Raw genomic sequence first — 25,319 nt, forward strand, 5'->3', positions numbered from 1 at the left:
CCTATTGTCCTCGCTTCCGCCGCATCGCGGCTTGTTGGCGCGCCGCCGCGCGTTGCTGTGCCCGGTCGCGAACGGCATCCCCGGCGTCGGGTGCCTGCGCGTGCCCGGTGAGGCCGAGCTGGCGGACCAGGTCGACCGTGACGTCGTGCAGCGACGCCCCCTGCAACAGGAGCGCCACCGGCGGCTCGACCCCGAAATCCGCGCGGGTGGTGTTGCGGATGCGCACCGCCATCAGGGAATCCATCCCCAGCTCGATCAGCGGCACGGCCAGATCGACGGCCGATCGGTCGGCGTAGCCCATGACCGCGGCGATGCGCGCGCGCAGCCGGTCCGTGATCAGGCGTTGCGCCTCGCCGGGCTCGAGGCCCGTCAGCGCGTCGGGACCGGCCCAGTCGCCGCCGTCACCGGCGGCGTCCAATTCCTCGACCACACTGGTGAAATAGCCGAGGTTGCGGATCTCGGGGAAGGCGATCAGCGCCCGGTCGGGACGTAGCCGCCCGACGCCGGTGTGGCGCCGGTCGGTGGCCAGCAGCGGTTCCAGCGCCGCGGTGCCCTCGGCCGGGGTGATGGGATCGAGGGCACCGCCGGTCAGGGTGCGGGCAAGCCCGACCTCCGCCCACGGCCCCCAGTTGATCACCGCCGCAGGCAGACCCGACGCCCGGCGCCAGTCGACCAGCGCGTCGAGCCAGGCGCTCGCGCACGCGTAGGAGGCCTGTCCCGGCCCGCCCAGTAGGGAAGCGGTGGACGAGAATCCGAGCCACCAGTCCAGCTGGCAGCGGGTGCTGGCCTGGTGCATCCGCCACGCCCCGGTGACCTTGGGCGCCCAAACCCGCTCCACGCTGTCCTTGGTCATGGAGAACACCAGGCTGTCGTCGAGCACCGCCGCCGCGTGCAGGACGCCGCGCAGATCCGACTCGCCGGCGGCCGCCACCAGCTTTTCGGCCACGCCCGGCGCCGTCACATCGCCTGTGACGACAACGATTTCGGCCTTGCGTTCCAGTTCGGCCAGGACCGCTCGCTGCTCGTCCGAGGGTTCGCTGCGGCCGTTGAGTACCAGCCGGCCCGCGCCGGCGTCCACCAGCCACCGCGCGACGACCAGGCCCAGGCCGCCCAGGCCGCCGGTGACGATGTAGGACGCTCCCGGGCGGACGACGACGTCGCGCGTGGGCTCGCCGAGGGTCGCCCGGGACAGCCGCTCGACGTGGCGCTGCCCGCCCCGCCACGCGACCACGTCGTCGATCGGGCCCGAAACCGCCGACCCGAGTTCGGCATTCAGCGCCGCCACCGGATCCCGGGTGGCGTCGAGGTCGACCAGCGTGGTACGCAGCTCGGGGTGCTCGTAGGCCAGCACCCGCACCAGGCCCTTCAACGCGCCGATCCCGGGCTGGCCCGGCTCGTCGCGCACGGCGAGGCCGGCCTCGGTGACCAGCCACAGCCGCGGTGACTGACCATGCCAGCCGCCGACGATCGCGCGAACGACGGTCGAGACCGCCCAGAGAGATTCGCGCGCCTGGGCGATCCCGTCGTCGGTGACGCCCGGGTTGGGCCGCACGAAGACGACCACGCCGACGGGCGGACGCTCGGGATCGCCCGCCGTGTCGGCGAATGCGGCGAGCATGGCGGGCTCGTCGCCCAGATCGGCGGTGATCACCCGGCGCGCCGGTGAACGCCAGCCCGCGACGAATCGCTCGACCTCGGGTGCCGGCGCATCGGTGAGCACGAGCCAACTTCCGGGGGCCTCGGACTGCGTGGCGCTAACTGGTTTGGGTGTCCAGGTGGTGTCGAAGATCTTCTGCGACAGGGGAAGTGGCACGCTGCGCCGCTCGACGCGGCGCAGATAGATGTCGTTGATTTCGGCGGTCACGTTTCCGGCGTCGTCGGTCAGGACGATCCTGCCGAGCTTCCCCAGGCCGCCGTCGTCGAGGCTGGTCAGCTGGGCCCGGCAGCGGGCGCGCCGGCCGGGGTCGCGGTACACCCGGACCGTGTCGAATGACACTGGCAGATAACTGGCTTCGGCATGCCCGGCGAGCTCGCCGTCGAGCATGGCGGCGGCCAAACCCTGCAGGGCCGCGTCCAGCATGACGGGGTGGATGCGATACCCGGGATGCCGGGGCGCCTCGTCAGGAAGGGTGATCTCGGTTTCGACGGCACCGCCGGGCAGCCGGTGGATCGCGGTCAATGCCGCGAAGGCGGGACCGTGGAATTGGCCGGCCTGCCGCAGGACGGTATACACGTCGGCCGGTTTGACGGCCGGTTTGACGGCCGTTTCGCCGAGGCCGGCCGGCGCCGGCCGATCGGCGGCGGTCCCGGAAGCTCCGGAAGCTTCTGACGCCCGCACCTCGGCCTTGGCGGTGGCGTGCCGGGACCACTCGCGGCCCGAGGAGCGGGAATGGATTTCGATCCGGGTCTTGTCGTCGGCGCCGCGGGTCAGTTGCGTCGTCAACTGCGTGTGGTCGCCGAGGGTGAGCATCTGCTCGACCTCGAGTTGGTTGATCGACACGGCCTCGACCGGCACGCCCAACGCTTCGCTCGCCGCGGCCAGGGCGATTTCGGCGAACGCCGCGCCCGGCATGACGACCTGGCCGAACACCTTGTGGTCGGCCAGCCACGGGGACACCTCGGTGCCGACATCGGCCTGCCACACGTGGTCCCGGCTGGACGGAACTTCGATGTGCACACCGAGCAGCGGGTGGGCGGCGACCGAATCCGACATCCCCGACCGGTCGGCGACCCAGAATTGCGTGTGCTGCCAAGGGGTTACCGGAACGTCGGCCAGCCGACCGTGTGCGCTGGCCGGCGGGGTGTGGCCCAGGGCGGCGAGCTGCGCGTGGAAGGCGACGGTGTCGTCGGTGTCGCGGTGCAGGGTGCCGACGGCGAGCGCGTCGGCCCCGCCGAGGGTGTCGGCGATGGCGTGGGTGAGCAGCGGGTGGGGGCTGATTTCGATGAATCGGTGGCCGCCGCCGCTGGCCTGGGTGACGGCCTGGTGGAAGCGCACCGGGTTGCGCAGGTTGGCCGCCCAGTAGTCGGCGTCCAGCAGTGGCGCGGGCCCCTCGTACGTCGTGCTGATCATCGGGATGGTCGGCGCCTTGGGCGCCAAATCGGTTAGTGCCGAACGTAATTGCGGCAGCACCGGGTCGATGATCGGGTGATGGGAGGCGACGTCGACCTCGATGCGCCGGGCCAGCAGGTTGCGGGCGGCCACCGCCGCGATGACCGCGTCCACCTGCTCGGGTGGGCCCGCGATCACCGATTGGCGCGGCGCGGCGTGCACGGCCAGCGTCACCTGCGGGTAGTCGGCGATCAGCGCGTCGGCGGCGTCGGCGTCGAGTTCGAGCAGGGCCATCGCGCCCTGGCCGGACAGCCGCGCCATCAGCGCCGACCGGGTGGCGATCACCCGCAACCCCTCGGCGGGGGTCAGCGCCCCGGACGCCACCGCGGCCGACACCTCGCCCATGGAGTGCCCGATCACCGCGTCGGGCGTCACCCCGTACGAGCGCCACAGCGCGGTCAGGGCCAGCTGGATGGCCACCAGCATCGGTTGGATGTTGTGGATGCCGACCACCTCGCGGCCCTCGGCGAGAGTCTGCTGCAGCGAAAACCCGGTCTGGGCAACGAATTCGGGCTCCAGTTCGGCGACGGCCGCCGCGAACGCCGGCTCGTCGGCCAGCAACCGCCTGCCCATCCCGGCCCACTGCGAGCCCTGGCCGGAGTAGACGAACACCGTGCCGGGCCCGTTAATGGCTTCCGCGGCGCCCACCACCCCCGGCGCCGGGGTGCCGGCGGCCAGGGCGCGCAGGCCCGTCACCGCGGCGGCGTGATCGCGGGCGACCACGGCGCCGAACCAGCCGTGGCGGGCCCGGCGATGAGTCAACGTGTGCGCCACGTCGGCGAGCGGGACCGCCGCCCCGGGGCCGGCCAGCCAGTCGGCCAGCGTCGCGGCCATCGCGGCCAGCCGCTGCGGCGTCTTGCCCGACACCGTCAGCGTCGACACCGCCGGGGCGGGCCCTGGCTGCGGCGCCGGCACCGGATCGGGCGCCTGCTCGATCACCACGTGCGCGTTGGTGCCGCTGAGGCCGAACGACGACACCGCGGCCCTTCGAGGGTGTGTCGTGCCGCCGGTGGGCCACGCGGTGCCCTCGGTCGGCACGAACAGCCGGGTCGAGGACGCGTCGATGGCCGGGTTCCACCGGGTGAAGTGCAGATTGGGCGGAACGTATCCCCGGTTCACCGCCAGGATCGCCTTGATGAATCCGGTGATCCCGGCGGCCGCCTCCAGATGCCCGAGGTTGGTCTTGACCGATCCCAGCGCGCAGCCGCCCTCGCTCTGCCCTTTTACATGGCCGTAGGTGGCGGCCAGCGCCTCGAACTCGATCGGGTCGCCCAAAATGGTTCCGGTGCCGTGGGTTTCGATGTAGTTCACGCTGTCGGCCGCCGCGTCGGCAAGGCGCAGCGCGGTGGTGATCACGTCACGCTGCGCCGCCGCGTTCGGGGCGGTCATCCCGTTGGATCGGCCGTCCTGGTTGATCGCCGAGCCGCGGACCACGGCCAGCACGCGATCGCCGTCGCGGGTGGCGTCGGCCAGCCGCTTGAGCACCACGACCCCGCAGCCCTCGCTGCGCACGAACCCGTCGGCCAGGGCGTCAAAGGTTTTGCACCGGCCCGTCGGTGACAGGGCGGACCACTTGGACAACGCGATGCTGGTGAACGGCGACAGCGACAGGTGCACCCCACCCGCCAGTGCCACGTCGCTTTCCCGCAGCCGCAGGCTTTGGCAGGCCAGGTGCAGCGCCACCAACGACGACGAGCACGCGGTGTCCACGGCCACCGCCGGGCCGCGCAGCCCCAGCAGATAGGAAATCCGTCCCACCGCGGCGCTGTGCGGGTTTCCGGTGCTCATGTACGCGTCGATCTCGGCGCGACGCTCGAGGTTGAGGATCGTGTAGTCCCACGCCGACAACCCCATCATCGCGGCGGTTCGGCTGCCGCTCAACGAATCCGGCGGCAGGCCGGCGTGTTCGAGGGCCTCCCAGGTGACCTCGAGCAGCATCCGCTGCTGCGGGTCCATCGCCACCGCTTCGCGGGGGGTGATGCCGAAGAAGTCGGCGTCGAACCCGGCGACGTCGTCGACGAAGCCCCCCCATTTCGTCGTCATCCGCCCGGGCGCCTGCGGATCGGGGTCGTAGAACGCGTCCGCGTCCCACCGGTCGGCCGGCACCTCGTCGACGGCGTCGCGGCCGTCGATCAGCAGCTGCCAAAAGCTTTCCGGCCCAGACACATTCCCCGGCAACCGGCAGCCGATCCCGACCACCGCCACCGGCTCGGCAACCTCGGTCGGGAACGCCGTTCCCGCGCGCACAAGCTCGCGTGCGAGGACCTCGCGCGCCTTCGGTGACATCTGTGCCGCGCGTTCGGCAAGACTGCTCATTACTCCCCCGTTGCGGTTTCCAGCTCGCTGGCCGCGACGAGGTCGGACAGCAATTCCATTTCCTCGTCCGACAGCTCGGTTTCGGTGTCGGACGTCTGCTCGGCGTCGGCCGGCGCATACCCGAGGCGTTCGCACATGGCGGCGGCGAGATCGGTGATGGTCGGGTACGCCCAGACCAGGGCGGCCGGCAGCGTCGTGCCCAGGCTGGCCTCGAGCCTGTTGCGCAGCTCGAGGGCCATCAGCGAGTCGAGGCCGAGCGACTCCATGGGCCGCCGGTGATCGATCGGCTCGGTCGAGCGCAGCACCGCGCGGATTTCGTCGGCGATCACGGCCGCGAGACGGGCCGGGCGCTCGCCGGCGGCTTCACCTTCCAAGGCATCCAGTTCGGCGCGGATCGCGCCGCCGCCGCGCCGCTCGACCGTCGAGTCGTGCAGCTTCGCGAACAACGACGAACCCGCCAGCGCGGGGAAGGATTGGAACCACTGCCGGACGTCGAGGCTGAACACGCCGGTGCGGGCCTGGTCGGCCGCGAGCGTCAGCCGCATTGCCGCCAGCCCCTGCTCGACGGTGATCATCGAGACGCCGAGGTCGGCGAAGAACTGGGCTCGGCCCACCTCGGCCCATGGGCCCCAGTTGATTCCGGCGGCGGGAAGCCCGAGCGAGCGCCGGTGGGCGACCAGGCCGTCGACCCAGGAGTTCGCGGCGGCGTACGCGCCCTGGCCGGGCGCGCCCAGCAGGGAGGCCACCGACGAGAAGGTCAGCCACCAATCGACGTCGAGGTGGGCGGTGGCCCGGTGCAGCCGCCAGCCGCCGGTGACCTTCGGGGCGAACACCCGCCGGGCGGCCGAGTCCGACATGTTCAACACGATCTCGTCGTCGAGAACCATTGCGCTGTGCAGGATTCCGGCCACCCGGAAACCGGCGTCCTGGACGGCCCGCACGAGCCGGTCGGCCGTGCCGGGCTCGGCGATGTCGCCGGTGACGACCTCGATCCGGCCGCCCGCGGCGTTCATGTCCGCGATCGCCGCCGCGACGTCGGGGCTGGGAGCCGAACGCCCATTCAGCACAACCAATCCCGCGCCCTGTTCCGCCAGCCACCGCGCGACGACGAAGCCGAGGCCACCCATGCCGCCGACGACGAGGTATCCGCCGTCCGGGCTGGCCAGCGGTTGCGGTGGCGGCGACGCGATCGCCTCGACGGTGCCCTCGGCGGGTATCGAGACGGCGATCTTGCCGGTGTGCCGGCCGGATGCCATCAGCGCGAAGGCGTCGGCCGCCTCGCGCAGGCCGAACTCGGTGACGGGAAGTGGCTGCAGGTCGCCGTCCGAGACGTGCCGGAGGATGCGTCCGAGCATTTCGCGGTACCGCGCCGGCTGCAGCTTCAGGTTCAGGTCGAGGTCGACGACGGCGAAGGACGCGCTTTTCGCCAGCGCGGCCAGCCCCAGGCTGGCGTCGGCGTGGACGTCCTTCTTGCCCAGCTCGATGAACCGGCCGCCGGGGGCGAGGATCTTGACGCCGCGTTGAATCGCTTCGCCCGGAAGCGAATTGAGGATGACGTCCACACCGTAGCCGTCCGTGGCGTCGAGTATTTCGTCGGCGAAGTCGACCGTTCTCGAGTTGCCGACGTACTCGACGCCGAGCCCGGAGAGCATGTCGCGCTTGGCATCCGAGCCGGCCGTGGTGTAGATGCGCGCGCCGATCATCTTGGCGACCGACACCGCCGCCAGCCCGACACCTCCGGTGGCGGAGTGGATGAGCACGCGTTCGCCGGGCGCCAGCCGCCCGACCTCGCACAGCGAGTGCCAGGCGGTCAGGTACGCGATGCCGAACGCGGCCGCCTCACCATCGGGCAGCGTGTCGGGAACCGGGACGACGAGGTCGGCGAGGGTTGTCAGGTGCGAGCCGAATGTGCCGGGGCCGAAGGCGATGACGCGCTGCCCGACCTGGATCGAGTTAGAGCCCGCGCCGAGGGCCGTCACGACGCCGACGCACTCGCCGCCGATCACGGGCGGGGCGCCGTCGAGCCCGGGATACACGCCCATCGCCTTGAGCACGTCGGAAAAGTTGAGGCCCGCGGCGAGGACGCGCACTTCCACCTGCCCGGGTCCGGGCGGGATCCGCTTCACCGCATGCACTTTCAGCGCGTCCAGCCGCCCGGGTTGGTCGATCTGCAGCCGCACGGCGCCCCCGCCGTCGAGGTTCACGACGGTGCGGCGGGATTCGGGGACGAGGTCACCGCTCGCCGTGGTGGGCGCGGGCACCAGCCGGTGCACGTGCCGCCGGCCGTCGCGCAGGGCGATCTCGTCGGCGTCGCCACCGGCGAGCAACTCCTTTGTCAGGGCGGCGAGTGAGCCTGCGCCGTCGGCCTCGACGTCGACGATGGTGGTCTTCAGTTCCGGGTGCTCGAATGCCAGCACCCGCGCGATTCCGCGAAGCTGCGTCTGCGCCAACGTGACTCGATCACCGGGGTCGAGCTGTTGGGCTCCGCGGGTGACGATCCACAGCCGCGGGGTGTTGCGGTCGCCCATGCGCGTCACCGTCTTGGCGATGTCGGCGATCAGCAGCGTGCGTTCCCGCACCAGGTCCAGCTGGGCCTCGTCCGGCAGCGACTCGTCGACGGCTCGCGGCGGGCAGACCACGACGATGCCGTCACGCCCCTGGGTTCGGGTGATCGCCGCGCGCACCGCCGCCGCGTCGGTCGCCGACACCGGCTCGACGTCGGCGGCGCCGTCGCTCAGCGACGACCGCAGCGCGGGCAGCAGCGGGTCGCCGGCGGGGTCGCCGATCAGCAACAGGCCCCCGAGCGTGTCGGCCGGTTTGTCCAGCGGCGCGGGCTCCCAGTCGGCCGTGAACAGGCGGCCGGTGAGTTCCGTTGCGCCGCCGCCCGATCCGAGCACCGCCATCTCCACCTCGTCGATGACGAGCAGCGGCCGGCCCTCCCGGTCGGTCAGCGTGACGCGGCCGACGAGCCGGTCCGGGCTGTCGGTGGTGGCCAGTGAGCCGATCGAGCGGACACCGTCGGCCACGTTGCCATACACGTGGATGCCCGCGAAACGCACCGGCACCACGAGGTTTTGGCGCGCAACCCGCCCCCCGGCCAGGTCGGTCGCCACCCTGGTGGCGCCGAGTGCCTGCACCGCGATGTCCATCATCACGGGGTGCAGCACAAAGTTGCGGGAACCCGCCCTCGCCGGCGAGGGCAGCCGCACTTCGGCGCGGGCGTCACCGGACTGCGCGACGGCGAGGCCCACGATTCCGCGAAACGCCGGGCCGTGGTGTTGCCCCGCGCCGCGCAGCCGCTGATACAGGTCGTCGGGGTCGAGTTCGGTCGCCGGGTCGCCGGCCGCGGGTCGCGGCGGCGCGCCGGCCGTGTCGCGGGTGACCGTGGCGGTGGCGTGCTTGATCCACCCGGAAGCGGCGCCGCGGGTGCGCATTTCGATGTGGCAGGTCCGCTCGTCGCCGGTGAGCGTCGTGACGAGCTTGGTGCCGTAGGTCACCTGCAGCAACTGATGAAGACCGAGCTCCCGGATCATCCAGGGCCGGTCCTCTGGGCCTTCCCGGCCCCCGAATGCGTCCGTCGCGGCCGCCAGCGCCACCTCGGCGTAGGCCGCGCCCGGCAGCACGCAGAGGTCGTCGATGACGTGATCGGCGAGCCACAGCAGGTCCGGGCCGAGCTCGCATTCCCACACCCGGGTGCCGTTGGTGGGGTCGGTGACACCGATGCCGAGCAGCGGGTGCGTGTCCGGCGCGTGGTGCGCGGCGGTCGTCGTGGAGATCCAGTGCTGGGTATGCTGCCACGGGGTGGGCGGCAGGACGGGGTGCGGTTCGGGCGGGTGGGGGGTTTGGGGCGGCTGGGCGGTGTGGGCGGCGTTGAGGTTGGTGTGGAAGGTCAGGGTGTCGTGCGAATCGCGTTGCAGGGTGCCGATGCTCACGTAGCTCGCCCCCAGGGTCTCGCTGATGGCATGCGTCAGCAAGGGGTGCGCGCTGATTTCGATGAAGGTGTGGTGGTCGGCCCCCGCGCGGGTGATGGCCTGTTGGAAGCGCACGGGATTGCGCATGTTGGTGGCCCAGTGCTCGGCATCGAACACCGGGCGGGTGTCGAGGTTTTCGTAGGTGGTGGAGATGATGGGGATCGTGGGTGTGCGGGGGGTCAGGTCGGCCAGCTCCGAACGCATCGCGGGTTGCAGGGCGTCCATGGCCGGATTGTGCGGGGCCACTTCGATATTGACCCGGCTGGCGAACCGGTTCTGGGCGCGCACCCGGGTGATCAGCTCGTCGATGTCGCCGGTGGGTCCGGCGATCACGGTCTGCCGCGGCGAGTTATAGATCCCCAGCGTGACGTGTGGGTGGTCGGCGATCAGCGCTTCGGTGGCGGCGGCGTCGAGTTCGAGCAACGCCATGCCGCCCTGCCCGGACAGCGGCGCCATCAGCCGGGATCGGGTCGCGGTCACCCGTAGTCCCTCGGCGGGGGTCAGCGCGCCGGCGACCACGGCGGCGGCGACCTCGCCCATGGAGTGCCCGATGACGAGGTCGGGGGTGATCCCATGGGAGCGCCACAGCGCGGTCAGCGCGAGCTGCATGCCGATCAGACCCAGCTGGATCCGTTCGATGCCGACCAGCTCCTGGCCGCATTCGAGCACCTCGCGCAGCGAAAAACCTGCCTGCTCAACGAATGCCGGCTCCAGGTCGTCGACGGCGGCGGCGAACGCGGGTTCGTCGGCCAGCAGTTGGCGGCCCATCCCGGCCCACTGCGATCCGCGACCCGAGTAGACGAACACCGTGCCCGGCCCGACGGAGCCCTCGGGGCAGCCCACCACGCCCGGGGCGGGCTCACCGGCGGCCAGCGCCCGCAGCCCGGCGACGGCCTGGGCGCGGTCCACGGCGGCCACCGTGGCGAAGGTGGGGTGCCGGGCCCGGTGATGGTTGAGGGTGTGCGCCACGTCGGGGAGTGCCACGTCGGCGCCCGGGCCCTCCATCCACTCGGCCAGCACCGACGCGGTCGCCGCCACCCGCCGCGCCGTCTTGCCCGAGACCACCAGCGTCGACACCGCCGGCGCCGCCTCACGGGGGGACGAAACCGGTTGGGGCGCTTGCTCGATCACCACGTGCGCGTTCGTGCCGCTCACGCCGAACGACGACACCCCGGCCCGGCGCGGTTGCCCGGTCGTCGGCCATTCCATGTCCTCGGTTGCGATGGTCAGCCGCGACGCGCCCTCGCTGGCGTGCGGGGTGAGCTCGTTGAAGTTCAGGTTGCGCGGGATGCGGCCGCGGCCGACGGCCAGCACGGTCTTCATGAATCCGGCGATCCCGGCGGCGGCCTCCAGGTGACCGAGGTTGGTCTTCACCGCTCCGAGCACCAGCGGCGCGCGGCCCTGCCGGTCGGCGAAAACCTTGCTCAGCGAGTCGAGTTCGATCGGGTCGCCGAGCGGAGTGCCGGTTCCGTGCGCCTCGATGTAATCGATGTCGGCCGGCGTCAACTTGGCCGACGTCAGCGCCTGGCGAAGCAGCGCCTGCTGCGCCGGGCCGTTGGGAACGGTCACCCCGCTGCTGGCGCCGTCCTGGTTGACCGCGGAGCCGCGTACCACCGCGAGGATGCGATTGCCGTCCCGCTGCGCGTCGGACAGCCGCTTGAGCACCACCACCCCGGCGCCCTCGCTGCGCACGTACCCGTCGGCGTTCGCGTCGAAGGTCTTGCACTGTCCCTCCGGCGACAGCATTCCCCACCGCGAGCAGGCGATGCTGGTTCCCGGGCTCAGCAGCAGGTTGGTGCCACCGACCAGCGCCGTGTCGCTTTCGCGCCAGCGCAGGCTCTGGCAGGCAAGGTGGATGGCCACCAGCGACGACGAGCACGCCGTGTCCAGGACCATGGCGGGACCGCGAGCCCCGAGCAGGTAGGCCATCCGCCCGGCGGCGAAGTTCGCCGAGTTTCCGGTGAGGACGTAGGCGTCGAGGTCTTCGGGCCGGACGGCGCCGGAGATCGTGAGCATGTAGTCGTAAGCGGTGACGCCGACGAAGACCGAGGTTTGGGTTCCGCGAACGGTGTGCGGGGGAATGCCCGCGTTTTCCAGTGCCTCCCAGGCGACTTCGAGGAACAACCGCTGCTGCGGGTCCATCGCCGCCGCCTCGCGCGGGGTGATGGAAAAGAACTCCGCGTCGAACTCGTCCGGCCGCCAGGTGGAAAGGAAGCCGCCCTCGCGATTGCAGATCGTTCCCGGGACGGTGTGGTCCTCGGTGAACAGGGCGTCAGCGTCCCACCGTTCGGGGGGAACCCGGACGATGCCGCTTCGCCCGTCGCACAACAAGTCCCAGAACTCCTCCGGGCCGTTTACCCCGCCGGGCAACCGGCAGCCCATCCCGACGACCGCGATCGGCTCGGTGCCGGCCTTCTCGGCGATTTCCAGGCGCGCGGTGAGGTCGTCGATCTTCTGCAGCGCCTCGGTGATGATCGCCCTGCGGTCCGACGTCGGGGTGGTCATCGCGTTCCTCGTAGTCTTTCCGAAAGTTGTTCCAACAACTCGGCTTCGGTGAGTTCGTCGTAGGCGTCGGCGACCGGCTCGCCGCCGACCTCGGTGAGCTCGGGCAGCGCGCCGGCCAGGTAATCGGTGAGGTCGTAGACGGTCGGATAGTCGAAAATCACGGACGCGGGCAGGGATTCGCCGAGGCTGTCGGACAACGCCCGCTGCAGCGTGACGCTCATCAGCGAGTCCATCCCGAGTTGGAAGAAGCCGGTCGAGGGATCGAGCGACTCGTTGGGCGGCAGGCCCATCACCTTGGCGGCCAGCGTGCTGACCTGTTGGTGCAGCATGTCGCGGCGACGTTCCGGCCGGCATTTCTGCAGGGCGAGACGGAATTCGCTGTCCGGCGTGGCCGTCTCATCCGCGACCGGCAGGAGGTCGTCGACGATGCGCAGCGATCCGCGGGTGCGGTAGGCGGCGGCGAGCAGCGGCCAATCCGCGGCTACCACGACGGAATGCGTTCCGGCGGCGGGGCTCATCGCCAGCGGCAGCGCGGCGATGGCGGTCTGATCATCCATGGGCAGCAACCCGGATCCCAGGCTGACCTGGCTGAATTGGTGTTCGGCGTCGGCCAGGGACTTCCACAGTCCCCAGTTGACGGTGGTGGCCGGCAACCCCATGACCCGGCGCGCGTGGGCGAGGGCGTCGAGGTAGCCGCTGGTGGCGGTGTAGTGGGCCAGCCAGCGGGAGCCGGTCAGCCCGGAGATGGAGGAGAACAGCACGAAGTGGCGCACCGGTGTTTTCAGCGACAACCGGTGCAATAGCGCGGCGGCGTCGAGCTTGGGTGCGAACATCGCGTGGACGTCGTCGTTGGTCATGTCGTCGAGCAGGACGGGTTGGCCGGCGAAGGCCGCCAGGTAGATGCCTTCCAGGGGTGGCAGGTCGGCGCCGAACCGGTCGAACAGCGCGCCCATGGCGGCCTCGTCGGTGGCGTCGGCGGCGGCGGTGACGAGGTTGATCCCTTGCGTGGCAAGGCTTTCGGACAGTTCCTGCAGGCGGGTGCCGGGGTTGCGGGACACCGCGACGATGGTCTTCGCGCCCATCCGGGCCAGCTGGCCGATCAGGTGCGGCCCGATGTTGCCGGTGGCGCCGATGACCAGCTGGCTGGCCTCGGCGTCCAGCGCGACCGGCCCGGTAGGCAGGATGTGTTTGCGCAGCCGGGGCACGTGGCGCGCCCCCGACCGGTAGACGACCTGGTCTTCGCCATCGGCGGAGCTGGTCTCGTTGAGCACTTGCCTGGCCACCACCTGGGCGGGCGTCGAAGCATCGAAATCGATGATGCCGCCCCAGATTTCGGGGTGTTCCAGCGCGAGGGTGCGTCCCAGGCCCCACAGCACCCCGTGGGCGGGGTTGGCTCGATCGCCGTCGGTGACGGGCTGGGCGTTGCGGGTCACGAGGAACAGCCGCGCCGGCGAACCGGCGGCGACCATCGCCGCGGATAGCCGGCGCACCTGATGAAACAGTCGGTAGGCCGACCCGACGTCGAGGGGGTCGCCGGGGGCCTGGGGCGCGTAGAGCACGCGGTCGACGCCGCCGAGCGCCGTGGCCAGCGCCGCCGGATCGGCGTCGGCGGCCAACGTGACTGCGGCATGGCCCAATTCGGAGCCCAATTCGGCGGCCAGGTCGGCGGCCGGGTCGGCGTCGCCCACCACCAGCCACCGGCCGGCGCGTGGATCTTCGGCATTGGCGAGGGGCTTGACCGGCCAGACAACCTGATGGCACCAGTCGTCGAGGGGGCCGCCAGTGCCCCGTGACGCCCCGTCCGCGCTCACCGCGACGCCGTTGCGATGCTGAGATCCCAACGGCGCCAGCACTTGTGGGCTTGCGGCCGTGGTGGTGAGCCAGTGGTGGGTGTGGTGCCAGGGGGTGGTGGGCAGGGCGGGGTGTGGTTCGGTTGGGTGCGCGGTTTGGGGTGGGGTGGTGCGCACGGTGTTGAGGTGGGTGTGGAAGGTGACGGTGTCGTCGGCGTCGCGCTGCAGGGTGGCCACGCTGGTGTATTTGCTGCCGTGTTGGGCGGCGTGCAAGGTGTCGAGGATGGCCTGGGTGAGGAGGGGGTGGGGGCTGATTTCGATGAAGGTGTGGTGGTCGGCGCCCGCGCGGGTGATGGCCTGTTGGAAGCGCACCGGGTTGCGCATGTTGGTGGCCCAGTGTTCGGCATCGAACACCGGGCGGATATCGAGGTCTTCGTACGTGGTGGAGAGGATCGGAATGGTCGGTGTCTGCGGCGCCAGGTCGGCCAGCTCCGAACGCATCGCGGGTTGCAGGGCGTCCATGGCCGGATTGTGCGGGGCCACCTCGATATTGACCCGGCTGGCAAACCGATTCTGGGCGCGCACCGCTTCGATCAACGCCTCGATCTCACCGGTGGGCCCCGAAATCACCGTTTGCCGCGGCGAATTGTAGATCCCCAACGTGACGTGCGGATGGTCGGCGATCAACGCCTCGGTCGCGGCGGCGTCGAGTTCGAGCAACGCCATGGCTCCCTGCCCGGATAGCGGTGCCATCAGCCGCGATCGCGTCGCGGTGATCTGCAGCCCCTCGGCGGGGGTGAGCGCGCCGGCGACCACGGCGGCGGCGACCTCTCCCATGGAGTGCCCGATCACCAAATCGGGGGTAATCCCGTGGGAGCGCCACAGCGCGGTCAGGGCCAGCTGCATGCCGATCACGCCCAGCTGGATCTGTTCGATACCGACCAGCTCCTGGCCGCGCTCGAGCATCTGGCGCAGCGAAAACCCTGCCCGCTCAACGAAGACCGGCTCCAGGTCGTCGACCGCGGCGGCGAACGCGGGCTCCTCGGCCAGCAGTCGGCGGCCCATCCCGGCCCACTGCGACCCGCGTCCGGAGTAGACGAACACCGTGCCCGGCCCGACGGCACCGTCGGCCGGACCCACCACCCCCGGGGCGCGCTGGCCAGTGGCCAACGCCCGCAGCCCCTCTACCGCCTGGGCGCGATCGCGGGCCACCACGGTGCCGAAGGTGGCGTGCCGGGCCCGGTGATGGTTAAGCGTATGCGCCACCTCGGCCACACCCACCCCGGCCCCGGGACCCTCCATCCACTCCGCCAACACCGACGCCGTCACCGCCACCCGCCGCGCCGACTTCCCCGACACCACCAACACCGATATCCCGGTGTCGGGCTCGCGCTCGGTGGTGGGCGACAATTCCGGACCCTGCTCGACGATCACGTGCGCGTTCGTCCCGCCCAGGCCGAAGGAGGACACCGCCGCCCGGCGCGGACCCGAATCCGACGGCCAGGCAACGTTGTCGACGGGAACGAAAAAACGCGTCGGCGACGCGTCGATCGCCGGATTCCACTGCGAGAAATGCAGGTTCGGCGGAATCCGGCCACGCTGCACCGCCAGCACCGCCTTGATGAACCCGGCCACCCCGGCCGCCGCCTCGAGATGCCCGATGTTCGTCTTCACGGCCCCCAGCGCGCACGAGCCGTCGCCGCGACCATACGTGGCCGCCAGCGCCTCGAACTCGATCGGATCCCCGAGCGCCGTTCCGGTCCCGTGGGCCTCCACGTAGTGCACGCTTTCCGGCGCCACGTCGGCCGACCGCAGCGCGTCGGCGATGACGTCGCACTGGGCCGCGGTGTTCGGCGCGGTGATGCCGTTGGACCGGCCGTCCTGGTTGACCGCCGAGCCGCGCACCACCGCCAGCACCCGGTCCCCGTCGCGCACCGCGTCGGTGAGCCGCTTGAGCACCACCATCCCGGCGCCCTCGCCGCGCACAAACCCGTCGGCCGCCGCGTCGAAGGTGGCGCACCGGCCCCGGAGGGACAGCAGTCCCCATGCGGAGATGGCGATTTGGGTCTCGGGACGCAGGGTCACGCTGACCCCGCCCGCCAGCGCCAAGTCACTCTCCCGCAGCCGCAGGCTCTGGCAGGCGAGGTGGATGGCCGCCAGGGACGACGAGCACGCCGTGTCGACCGCCACCGCCGGACCGCGCAGCCCCAGCAGGTACGAGATCCGTCCCGCGGTGATGCTGTGCGAGTTGCCGGTTCCCGTGTAGGCGTCCACCTTGTCCGGGCTGGAGGCCAGCATGGACTGGTATTCGTTGAAGTAGGCGCCGACCATGATGCCGGTGCGGGTGCCGGCCAGCGAATCCGTTGGGATGCCGGCATTTTCGAGGGCTTCCCAGGCGACCTCGAGCAGCATGCGCTGCTGCGGGTCCATCGCGGCGGCTTCGCGCGGGGTGATGCCGAAAAACTCGGCGTCGAAGCCGGCGATGTCGGGCACAAAACCGCCCCACTTGGTCGTCATGTGCCCGGGGGTCAACGGGTCGGGGCTGTAGAAAGCCTCCGCGTCCCAGCGATCCGCCGGGATCTCGGAGATCGCATTCCGGCCCTGGACCAACAGTTCCCAGAAGCTCTCCGGCCCGGTCACGTCGCCCGGAAGGCGGCAGCCAATCCCCACCACCGCAACGGGTTCGGCCATGGCGGTGCGCGCGGCCCGGGAAAACTCGTCGGATAGGGCGGCGCGCTGCTGCGCCGTCATGCCCGAAACCCGGCTGTAAACAGTTCGCACTACGCCGGCTCCTCGGCGGCGACAGACGACGACTCGATGCGGTCAAACAAGCTGTCCAATGTGCTTCCCGCCGAAGCGGACAGCGCCGCGATCTCGTCTTTTTCTGAATCAGCTTGCGGTGCCACAAGTTTGGTTAGATATTTGGCCAGTGACGCGACGGTCGGATAGTTGAACAGCATGGTCGCCGACAACTCGATGCCCACGAGCATTTCGGCTTCGCGCCGAATCGCCATTGCCATAAGGGAATTCAGGCCCAGCTCGGCGAGCGGCCGGTCGGATTCCAGGTCCGACTCCGGAATCCGCAGCTCGCGGGCGGCGATGCCACGCAGCCCGGTGTGCAACTCGTCGCGCACCTCCGCCGGTGACAGACGCGACCAATCCCGCGCCGGGATCGGCGACGCGTCGGAAGATTTCGGCAGGAGGTCGTCGACGATGCGCAGCGATCCGCGGGTGCGGTAGGCGGCCGCGAGCAGCGGCCAATCCGCGGCGACCACGACGGAATGCGTTCCGGCGGCGGGGCTCATCGCCAGCGGCAGCGCGGTGATCGCGACCTCGTCGTCCATGGGCAGCAACCCGGACTCCACACTGATCTGGCCGGCATCGCCTTGGGCGTCGGCCAGGGACTTCCACAGTCCCCAGTTGACGGTGGTGGCCGGCAACCCCAGGGTGCGGCGCGCGTGGGCGAGGGCGTCGAGGTAGCCGCTGGTGGCGGTGTAGTGGGCCAGCCAGCGGGAGCCGGTCAGCCCGGAGATGGAGGAGAACAGCACGAAGTGGCGCACCGGTGTTTTCAGCGACAGTCGGTGCAATAGCGCGGCGGCGTCGAGCTTGGGTGCGAACATCGCGTGGACGTCGTCGTTGGTCATGTCGTCGAGCAGGACGGGTTGGCCGGCGAAGGCCGCCAGGTAGATGCCTTCCAGGGGTGGTAGGTCGGCGCCGAACCGGTCGAACAGCGCGCCCATGGCGGCCTCGTCGGTGGCGTCGGCGGCGACGGTGACGAGGTTGATCCCTTGCGCGGCAAGGCTTTCGGACAGTTCCTGCAGGCGGGTGCCGGGGTTGCGGGACACCGCGACGATGGTCTTTGCGCCCATCCGGGCCAGCTGGCCGATCAGGTACGGCCCGATGTTGCCGGTGGCGCCGATGACCAGCTGGCACGCGCCGGCGTCCAGCGCGACCGGCGAATCGGTTGGCACGGTTCGCTGTTGCAGCCGCGGCACGTGCCGCACACCCCGCCGGTAGACCACCTGGTCTTCGCCATCGCCGCCGGTGACCTCGCTCAGCAGCCGCGGCATGGCCAGCTCGGCGGGCACCGAGCCGTCGAAATCGATGATGCCGCCCCAGATTTCGGGGTGTTCCAGCGCGAGGGTGCGTCCCAGGCCCCACAGCACCCCGTGGGCGGGGTTGGCTCGATCGCCGTCCGTGACGGGCTGGGCGTTGCGGGTCACGACAAACAACGTGGCCGGCGAACCGGCGGTGACCATCGCCGCGGCCAGCCGGCGCACCTCGTGGAAGAGTTGGTAGGCCGACCCGACGTGAAGGGGGTCGCCGGGGGCCGGGGGCGCGTAGAGCACGCGGTCGACGCCGCCGAGCGCCGTGGCCAGCGCCGCCGGATCGGCGTCGGCGGCCAACGTGACTGCGGCATGGCCCAATTCGGAGCCCAATTCGGCGGCCAGGTCGGTACCACCCACCACCAGCCACCGGCCACCCCCGGCAGTCTGCCCGGCATCGGCAAGGGGCTTCGCCGGCCACGTCAGTCGGTAGCACCAGCCGTCCAGGTACTCGGACCCCGCCGCACCAACGGGCGCAAAACCGTTGCGGCGCGGGGTTTCCGGCAGTTGCAGCGTGACCGGTGTGGTGGTGAGCCAGTGGTGGGTGTGGTGCCAGGGGGTGGTGGGCAGGGCGGGGTGTGGTTCGGTTGGGTGCGCGGTTTGGGGTGGGGTGGTGCGCACGGTGTTGAGGTGGGTGTGGAAGGTGACGGTGTCGTCGGCGTCGCGCTGCAGGGTGGCCACGCTGGTGTATTTGCTGCCGTGTTGGGCGGCGTGCAAGGTGTCGAGGATGGCCTGGGTGAGGAGGGGGTGGGGGCTGATTTCGATGAAGGTGTGGTGGTCGGCGCCCGCGCGGGTGATGGCCTGTTGGAAGCGCACCGGGTTGCGCATGTTGGTGGCCCAGTGTTCGGCATCGAACACCGGGCGGATATCGAGGTCTTCGTACGTGGTGGAGAGGATCGGAATGGTCGGTGTCTGCGGCGCCAGGTCGGCCAGCTCCGAACGCATCGCGGGTTGCAGGGCGTCCATGGCCGGATTGTGCGGGGCCACCTCGATATTGACCCGGCTGGCAAACCGATTCTGGGCGCGCACCGCTTCGATCAACGCCTCGATCTCACCGGTGGGCCCCGAAATCACCGTTTGCCGCGGCGAATTGTAGATCCCCAACGTGACGTGCGGATGGTCGGCGATCAACGCCTCGGTCGCGGCGGCGTCGAGTTCGAGCAACGCCATGGCTCCCTGCCCGGATAGCGGTGCCATCAGCCGCGATCGCGTCGCGGTGATCTGCAGCCCCTCGGCGGGGGTGAGCGCGCCGGCGACCACGGCGGCGGCGACCTCTCCCATGGAGTGCCCGATCACCAAATCGGGGGTAATCCCGTGGGAGCGCCACAGCGCGGTCAGGGCCAGCTGCATGCCGATCACGCCCAGCTGGATCTGTTCGATACCGACCAGCTCCTGGCCGCGCTCGAGCATCTGGCGCAGCGAAAACCCTGCCCGCTCAACGAAGACCGGCTCCAGGTCGTCGACCGCGGCGGCGAACGCGGGCTCCTCGGCCAGCAGTCGGCGGCCCATCCCGGCCCACTGCGACCCGCGTCCGGAGTAGACGAACACCGTGCCCGGCCCGACGGCACCGTCGGCCGGACCCACCACCCCCGGGGCGCGCTGGCCAGTGGCCAACGCCCGCAGCCCCTCTACCGCCTGGGCGCGATCGCGGGCCACCACGGTGCCGAAGGTGGCGTGCCGGGCCCGGTGATGGTTAAGCGTATGCGCCACCTCGGCCACACCCACGTCGGCGCCGGGGCCCTCCATCCACTCCGCCAACACCGACGCCGTCACCGCCACCCGCCGCGCCGACTTCCCCGACACCACCAGCGTCGACACCGCCGGATCGGAGCCCGCTTGGGGTGCCAAGGTCACGTCCTGGCCCTGCTCGAGCACCACGTGCGCGTTCGTGCCGCCGAATCCGAACGACGACACCCCGGCCCGGCGCGGGCGCCCCGTGTCCGGCCAGTCAGTTTGTGTATCAATAACTTTCATTCGCAAATCATCAAAGGGGATGTGCGGGTTCGGGCTTTCGAAGCGTTGATTCGGCGGAATCTGGCCGCGTTCGACCGCCAGCACCGCCTTGATGAAGCCCACGATTCCGGCGGCCGCCTCCGTGTGACCGATGTTCGTCTTCACCGCACCGATGAGAAGGGGACTATTCTCGGGGCGGCCGCGACCCAGCACCGTGCCGAGCGCGCGCGCTTCGATGGGGTCACCCAATAGGGTTCCGGTCCCGTGAGTTTCGACATAGTCGACCTCGTTCGGCTGCATCCCCGCGTTGGTGTAGGCGGCGCGCAGCACCGCCATCTGGGCGGCCGGGTTGGGGGCCATCAGCCCGTTGGAGTGGCCGTCCTGGTTGACCGCCGAGCCGCAGATCACCGCAAGCACCCGGTTGCCGTCGCGCTGCGCGTCGGTGAGCCGCTTGAGCACCACCACCCCGGCGCCCTCGCCCCGCACAAACCCGTCGGCCGCCGCATCGAACGCGCGGCACTTGCCCGTCGGTGACAACGCGCCCACTTGGTCGAAACCACGAAAAACCGCCGGGGACAACAGCAGATTCACGCCGGCCGCGATTGCCAGATGGGAATCCTGGGTCCGAAGGCTTTGGCAGGCAAGGTGGATCGCCACCAACGACGACGAGCATGCGGTGTCCACCGCCACGGATGGACCGCGTAGGTCCAGGAAATAGGAGAGCCGGTTGGCGATGATGCTCGTCGCGCCGCCGGTATTGCTCCATCCGTCGACCTGACACAGATCGGTGGAGGCAATGGCGCCGTATTCACTCAGGCATGCCCCGGCGAACACTCCCGTCTGTGATCGCCGTAGCGCGCCGGGTGGGATTCCGGCGTGCTCCAACGCTTCCCAGGCCACCTCCAGTAGCAGGCGTTGCTGCGGGTCCATCTTGTCCGCTTCGCTGGGGGAGATCTCGAAAAACTCCGCGTCGAAGGCGTCGATATCGGGCAGGAACGAGCCCCACCGCGTGGTGCGGGCCAGCGCCGCCGCCGCCTCGGGTGAGCCGTCTTCGAATGGCCGCCATCGTTCGGGCGGGACCTGCCCGATCGAGCAACCGCGCTCACAGAGGAACTGCCACAACGCTTCCGGCCCCGATATGCCCCCCGGGAAGCGGCACCCCATCCCGATGACGGCGATCGGTTCGTCGAGCGAGTTTCGAATGGGGCGCTTGAGTGCGGCGTCCGCCTCGGGCTCGGGCTCCGGGGCGGTGAGGTACGCGGCCAACGTGTTGATCGTCGGGTGTTGCCAGAATTCGATCGGAGAGACGTTCTTGCCCAGCAACTCTGACAACTCGCCAGAGAGCACGACCGCCTCGCGAGAGCTCACGCCTAGGTCGGCCAGCGACAGGTCGGGATCCACCTCGTCCGGTGTGCAGCCGATATTTGTCACCAGGTAGTCGACGAGCCAGTGGCGAAGGTCCGCTTCATCGTTGATGCCGGACGTCATACCGCCACGTCCAGCCGTTTGAATCCGTCGCTTCGATAGCGTTCGACGCACGCCGAACGCCGGATCTTGCCGCTCGTGGTGACGGGTATCGAACCGGGCGGCACCAGAACCAGATCGGCGACGCGCAGACTGTGCGACTTCGATATCGCCGATGTGACTTCGCGTTTCACCGAGCGAAGTTTGAGCACCGCCTCTTCCTCGGAGGCCCCGCGATGATTCAGTTCGATGATCGCCACCAGCTGCTCGGTGATGTCGTCGGGCACCGATATCGCCGCGGCCCGGCCGCCGGTGATTTCCTGGATCGTCGCCTCGATGTCGTCGGGATAGTGGTTGCGGCCGTCGACGATCAGAAGGTCTTTGATGCGGCCCACGATGAATAGTTCGCCGTCGGCGATGACGCCCAGGTCTCCGGTTCGCAGCCAGGACCCCTCCGGCGTTCCCGGCGCGGGGTCGACCAACCGGGCGTTGAAGACGTGCGCGGTTTGTTCCGGCTTGCGCCAATACCCCAGGGCCACATGCTCGCCGCGCACCCAGATCTCACCGACCGTCCCCGGTGGATTCTCGATTCGGTTCTCCGGGTTGACGATTCGCACGGACGATGGGTCGGGCGAACCGTAGCTGACGAGTTCGGTGCCCACCGCGCCCTCGTTCCCGCAGGGCCTGGCCTGACCGGTCGTCAGGTCCTCGTAGTCGAAGCGAACGGCCTTGGGCGGCAGGCCGGCGTCGGACGTGGCCACGTAAAGGGTCGCCTCGGCCAGCCCGTACGACGGCCGTATCGCCGCCGGGTTCAGATTGAAACCGGTGAACCGCTCGGTGAAACGCTTGACCGTGGCGACGTGGATTCTCTCGCTGCCGTTGATGATTCCGTACGTGTCGCCGAGGTCCAGCCCGGCCATGTCGTCGTCGGACGTCCTGCGCACCGCCAGCTCGAACGCGAAATTCGGTGCCGCGGAAAAGGACCGGCGGCTTTTGGCGAGAAGTTGCATCCACCGGGCCGGACGCCGCAGGAAGGACATGGGGCTCATCAACACCGCACTGCGCCCGGACATCAGCGGCAGGCCAATCCCGAGAATCAGGCCCATGTCGTGGTAGAGCGGCAGCCACGACACGACGGTCACGGGCGGAATCCGTGTGGGATCCCCGAAGTAAGCGTGCATTCCTTGCGTCACGTTGGCGATGACATTCTGGTGGGACACGATGACGCCGGCCGGCGTGCGCGTCGACCCCGATGTGTATTGCAGATACGCGGCGCCGGACGAGCAACGAGGAGCGCTCAGCGGTTCGCGGGGCGAATCCAGGTCGAGAAGGTCGACCTCGATGACGAGCGGGGCGGGCTGCCCGTTCTGGGGGCAGGCGTACTTGTTGACATCGCTGACCACGGCCGAGGTGGTGAGGATGGCCACGGGCTGCGAATCGCGCAGCACCGCGGAAACCCGCTCGTCGTGGCTGCCGAATTGCGGTGTCGAGAGCGGTACCGCGATGAAACCGGCCTGCAACGCCCCGAGAAAGGCCACGACGTATTCCAGTCCCGGCGGCGCCGAAATCACCGCCCGGTCGCCCGGCGAGCCGCACAGGGCGAGCTCCTCGGCCAGCATGCTCGCGCGTCGCGAAACCTGTGACCACGTCAGGCTCTCAGCAAACCCTGCCGCGTCCTGCTCATAGTCGATGTACGTGAACGCCACCGCGTCGGGCCGTTGGTCGGCCCGCTCCTGCAGCAGGGCAGGTATGGACGTGGCGGTTACCGGCATCGGCTCACCTTCCCGTTTTGTGACCAACGCTTAGCATGGGCACGAACTCTATGCGACGGATGTCGAACAGCTTTGCGGGCCCCATGAAGCCTTGTGCTGGGTGGCGCCCCCTCCTAGGGCGCCGACAACCAGTGTCTGCAAGCAAAGTAAGCAATCCTTCATCGGGAAAGGACGCGATTTAACAAATCCACAGGTTCGATTGCTAGCCGCGCGGTGTGGTCGCGTCAAAAGTCAGCCATCGCCGTGGGATTCGCGTTCCGGCGGAGCATAACTGCTTGCAAGTGAAAACAATTCGTGTTGCTGGTGGTGCGGTGGTGACGAATAGTCAGTAGCGTGGCGTTAGGTGTGGGCATTCCGGTGCTGACGGCCCGGTTCTTTTGGGACCCGCGCACCGTTTTCACGGCGCAACCCGCGCCGCCAAGCGGCCCCGCGTGGCGCTGCGCGACCCCGATCAGTCGCCCTGCGACCCCGGCCCGCCGCGGGCCGGGGTCGGCGCGGTTCAATCCCCAACGGAATGCCTGGCAAACTTTCGGCCGGCAACCACCGATGGCCCCCCGAGACCGGCCGGTCGCCGTGGGCGCCCATGCGGCTAAGCCCGGCCGCACCGGTCGAGAGTCCTGTCCTCGATGTCTTTCACCAGCGCCGGCAAATTGCTGTTGAGGTAGAAATGATGCCCGGGGAATACCCGGATGGAGAACTCGCCCGTGGTGCGGTCGGACCAGGCCATCATGTTCTCGTCGGCCACAATGATGTCGTTATCGCCGACGAATGCGTGGATCGGGCACGAAACCATGACGTCGGGTGGCCGGGTGTAACCCGCAATGGCCCGGACGCTTTGCAAGGTGGGCAAAATCGTCGAGGCGAATTCGTCGTTGGCCAAGAGCTCGGGCTTTGTGCCGGTCACCTGGGCGACCAGATTCAAGATGTCGTGATCGGATCCCTGTAGTTGCTGGTACCGGATATGACCCGGCGCCGCGCAGGACGACACGAAGAGGGCGGCGACCGGGTGTCCGGCCGATTGAAACCTCAGCGCCACCTCAAAGGCCAGCAGCCCGCCCATGCTGTGGCCGAAAAAGGCCACCGGTCCTCGAGCCTGAGCGGACGGCGCCATCATGGTGAAGATTTCGTCGGCCAGGGCGGGAATGCTGGTGAGCTCCGTCAGGCCCCGATCTTGCCGCCCCGGGTACTGGACGGCGACCCGCTTGATATCCGTGGAGAATGCCTTGGCAAACGGGACGTAATAGGTAGCGGACCCGCCGGCGTGCGGAAATATATAGAGCGTGGGTGCGGCCGAATTTGCGTCGCCCGCGCTTCGGTCGGTGGGCCGGTTCACCGCGCCAGGCTACCTCGACGCCGAACACGGCCGGGCGTCTGCCGGGGCCTGTTGGGGCTCGCTGGGGCCGTGACCTGGGCTTCGAACGTTCGGCCGGCGTAGGCTTCCGCTCAAGCCAATCTCGACACACCGGCGCGCCGCCGCTGTCACAGAAGTAACAGCAGGCACACTGGTAACAGCCGGGATTGTGCAAGACGCCAGGAGGGTGTGGCCGTGTACCGAGTTTTTGAAGCGCTGGACGAATTGGGCGCCATCGTCGAAGAAGCGCGTGGCGTGCCGATGACGGCCGGCTGCGTCGTGCCCCGCGGTGACGTGCTGGAGCTGATCGACGACATCAAAGATGCGATCCCCGGCGAGCTGGACGACGCCCAGGACGTGCTCGACGCGCGTGACTCGATGCTGCAGGACGCCAAGGCGCACGCCGAGTCCATGGTCTCCTCGGCGACCACCGAGTCGGAGTCGACGCTCAACCACGCCCGGGCCGAGGCCGACCGGCTCCTTTCCGACGCGAAAGCGCAGGCCGACCGGATGGTGAGCGAGGCCCGCCAGCACAGCGAACGGATGGTCGGCGAGGCTCGCGAGGAGTCGATTCGCATCGCCACGGCGGCGAAACGCGAGTACGAGGCCAGCGTCGGCCGCGCCCAGGCCGAATGCGACCGGCTGATCGAAAACGGCAACATCTCCTACGAGAAGGCCGTGCAGGAGGGCATCAAGGAGCAGCAGCGTCTGGTGTCGCAAAACGAGGTGGTGCAGGCCGCCAACGCCGAAGCCACCCGTCTCATCGATACGGCGCACGCCGAGGCCGACCGGCTGCGCGGTGAATGCGACGTCTACGTCGACAACAAGCTCGCCGAATTCGAGGAGTTCCTCAACGGCACACTGCGGTCCGTGGGCCGCGGGCGCCACCAGCTGAGGACGGCGGCCGGCACGCACGATTACGCGACGCGCTAGCGCTCTCGTCCGTCGGGCGCGGGGAGCGCGATTGCCGGCTTTGCCTGGC

The 25,319-nt window shown here is 69.8% G+C and carries 7 protein-coding genes; 1 reads left to right on the forward strand and 6 read right to left on the reverse strand.

Going from position 1 to position 25,319, the window contains the following annotated elements; all coding sequences use genetic code 11:
* Position 1: 1 nt before the first annotated feature.
* From K3U93_RS07830 to K3U93_RS07855, 6 genes are all read right to left on the reverse strand, one after another.
* Positions 2 to 5,425: a type I polyketide synthase gene (locus K3U93_RS07830; RefSeq protein ID WP_083012531.1), complete on the reverse strand. Its 5,424-nt coding sequence runs from the start codon at positions 5,423 to 5,425 to the stop codon at positions 2 to 4.
* Positions 5,425 to 11,901 carry a type I polyketide synthase gene (locus K3U93_RS07835; protein WP_220688598.1) on the reverse strand — a complete coding sequence of 2,159 codons (6,477 nt, stop codon included), beginning with the start codon at positions 11,899 to 11,901 and terminating at the stop codon, positions 5,425 to 5,427. The genes K3U93_RS07830 and K3U93_RS07835 overlap by 1 nt, the downstream gene beginning before the upstream one ends.
* Positions 11,898 to 16,442, reverse strand: coding sequence for a type I polyketide synthase (locus K3U93_RS07840; protein WP_220688615.1), 4,545 nt, complete (start codon positions 16,440 to 16,442; stop codon positions 11,898 to 11,900). The genes K3U93_RS07835 and K3U93_RS07840 overlap by 4 nt, the downstream gene beginning before the upstream one ends.
* Before the next feature lie 29 nt (positions 16,443 to 16,471).
* Positions 16,472 to 21,238: a type I polyketide synthase gene (locus tag K3U93_RS07845; RefSeq protein WP_220688599.1), complete on the reverse strand. Its 4,767-nt coding sequence runs from the start codon at positions 21,236 to 21,238 to the stop codon at positions 16,472 to 16,474.
* On the reverse strand, positions 21,235 to 22,986 hold the full coding sequence (gene fadD26 / locus K3U93_RS07850) for a long-chain-fatty-acid--AMP ligase FAAL26/FadD26 (RefSeq protein WP_071509010.1): 1,752 nt from the start codon (positions 22,984 to 22,986) through the stop codon (positions 21,235 to 21,237). Before fadD26 ends, K3U93_RS07845 begins: the two co-directional genes overlap by 4 nt.
* A 589-nt stretch (positions 22,987 to 23,575) precedes the next feature.
* Positions 23,576 to 24,319 (reverse strand): thioesterase II family protein, encoded by a 744-nt coding sequence (locus tag K3U93_RS07855; protein ID WP_071509009.1) that lies wholly within the window; start codon positions 24,317 to 24,319, stop codon positions 23,576 to 23,578.
* A gap of 213 nt (positions 24,320 to 24,532) precedes the next feature.
* Here K3U93_RS07855 and sepIVA point away from each other — a divergent pair, with 213 nt between their 5' ends.
* Entirely contained in the window at positions 24,533 to 25,270 is a 738-nt protein-coding gene (sepIVA, locus tag K3U93_RS07860) for a cell division protein SepIVA (RefSeq protein WP_071509014.1), read from the forward strand.
* The last annotated feature ends 49 nt before the right edge of the window (positions 25,271 to 25,319 follow it).

The sequence above is a fragment of the Mycobacterium malmoense genome, from assembly GCF_019645855.1.
Taxonomy (GTDB): domain Bacteria; phylum Actinomycetota; class Actinomycetes; order Mycobacteriales; family Mycobacteriaceae; genus Mycobacterium; species Mycobacterium malmoense.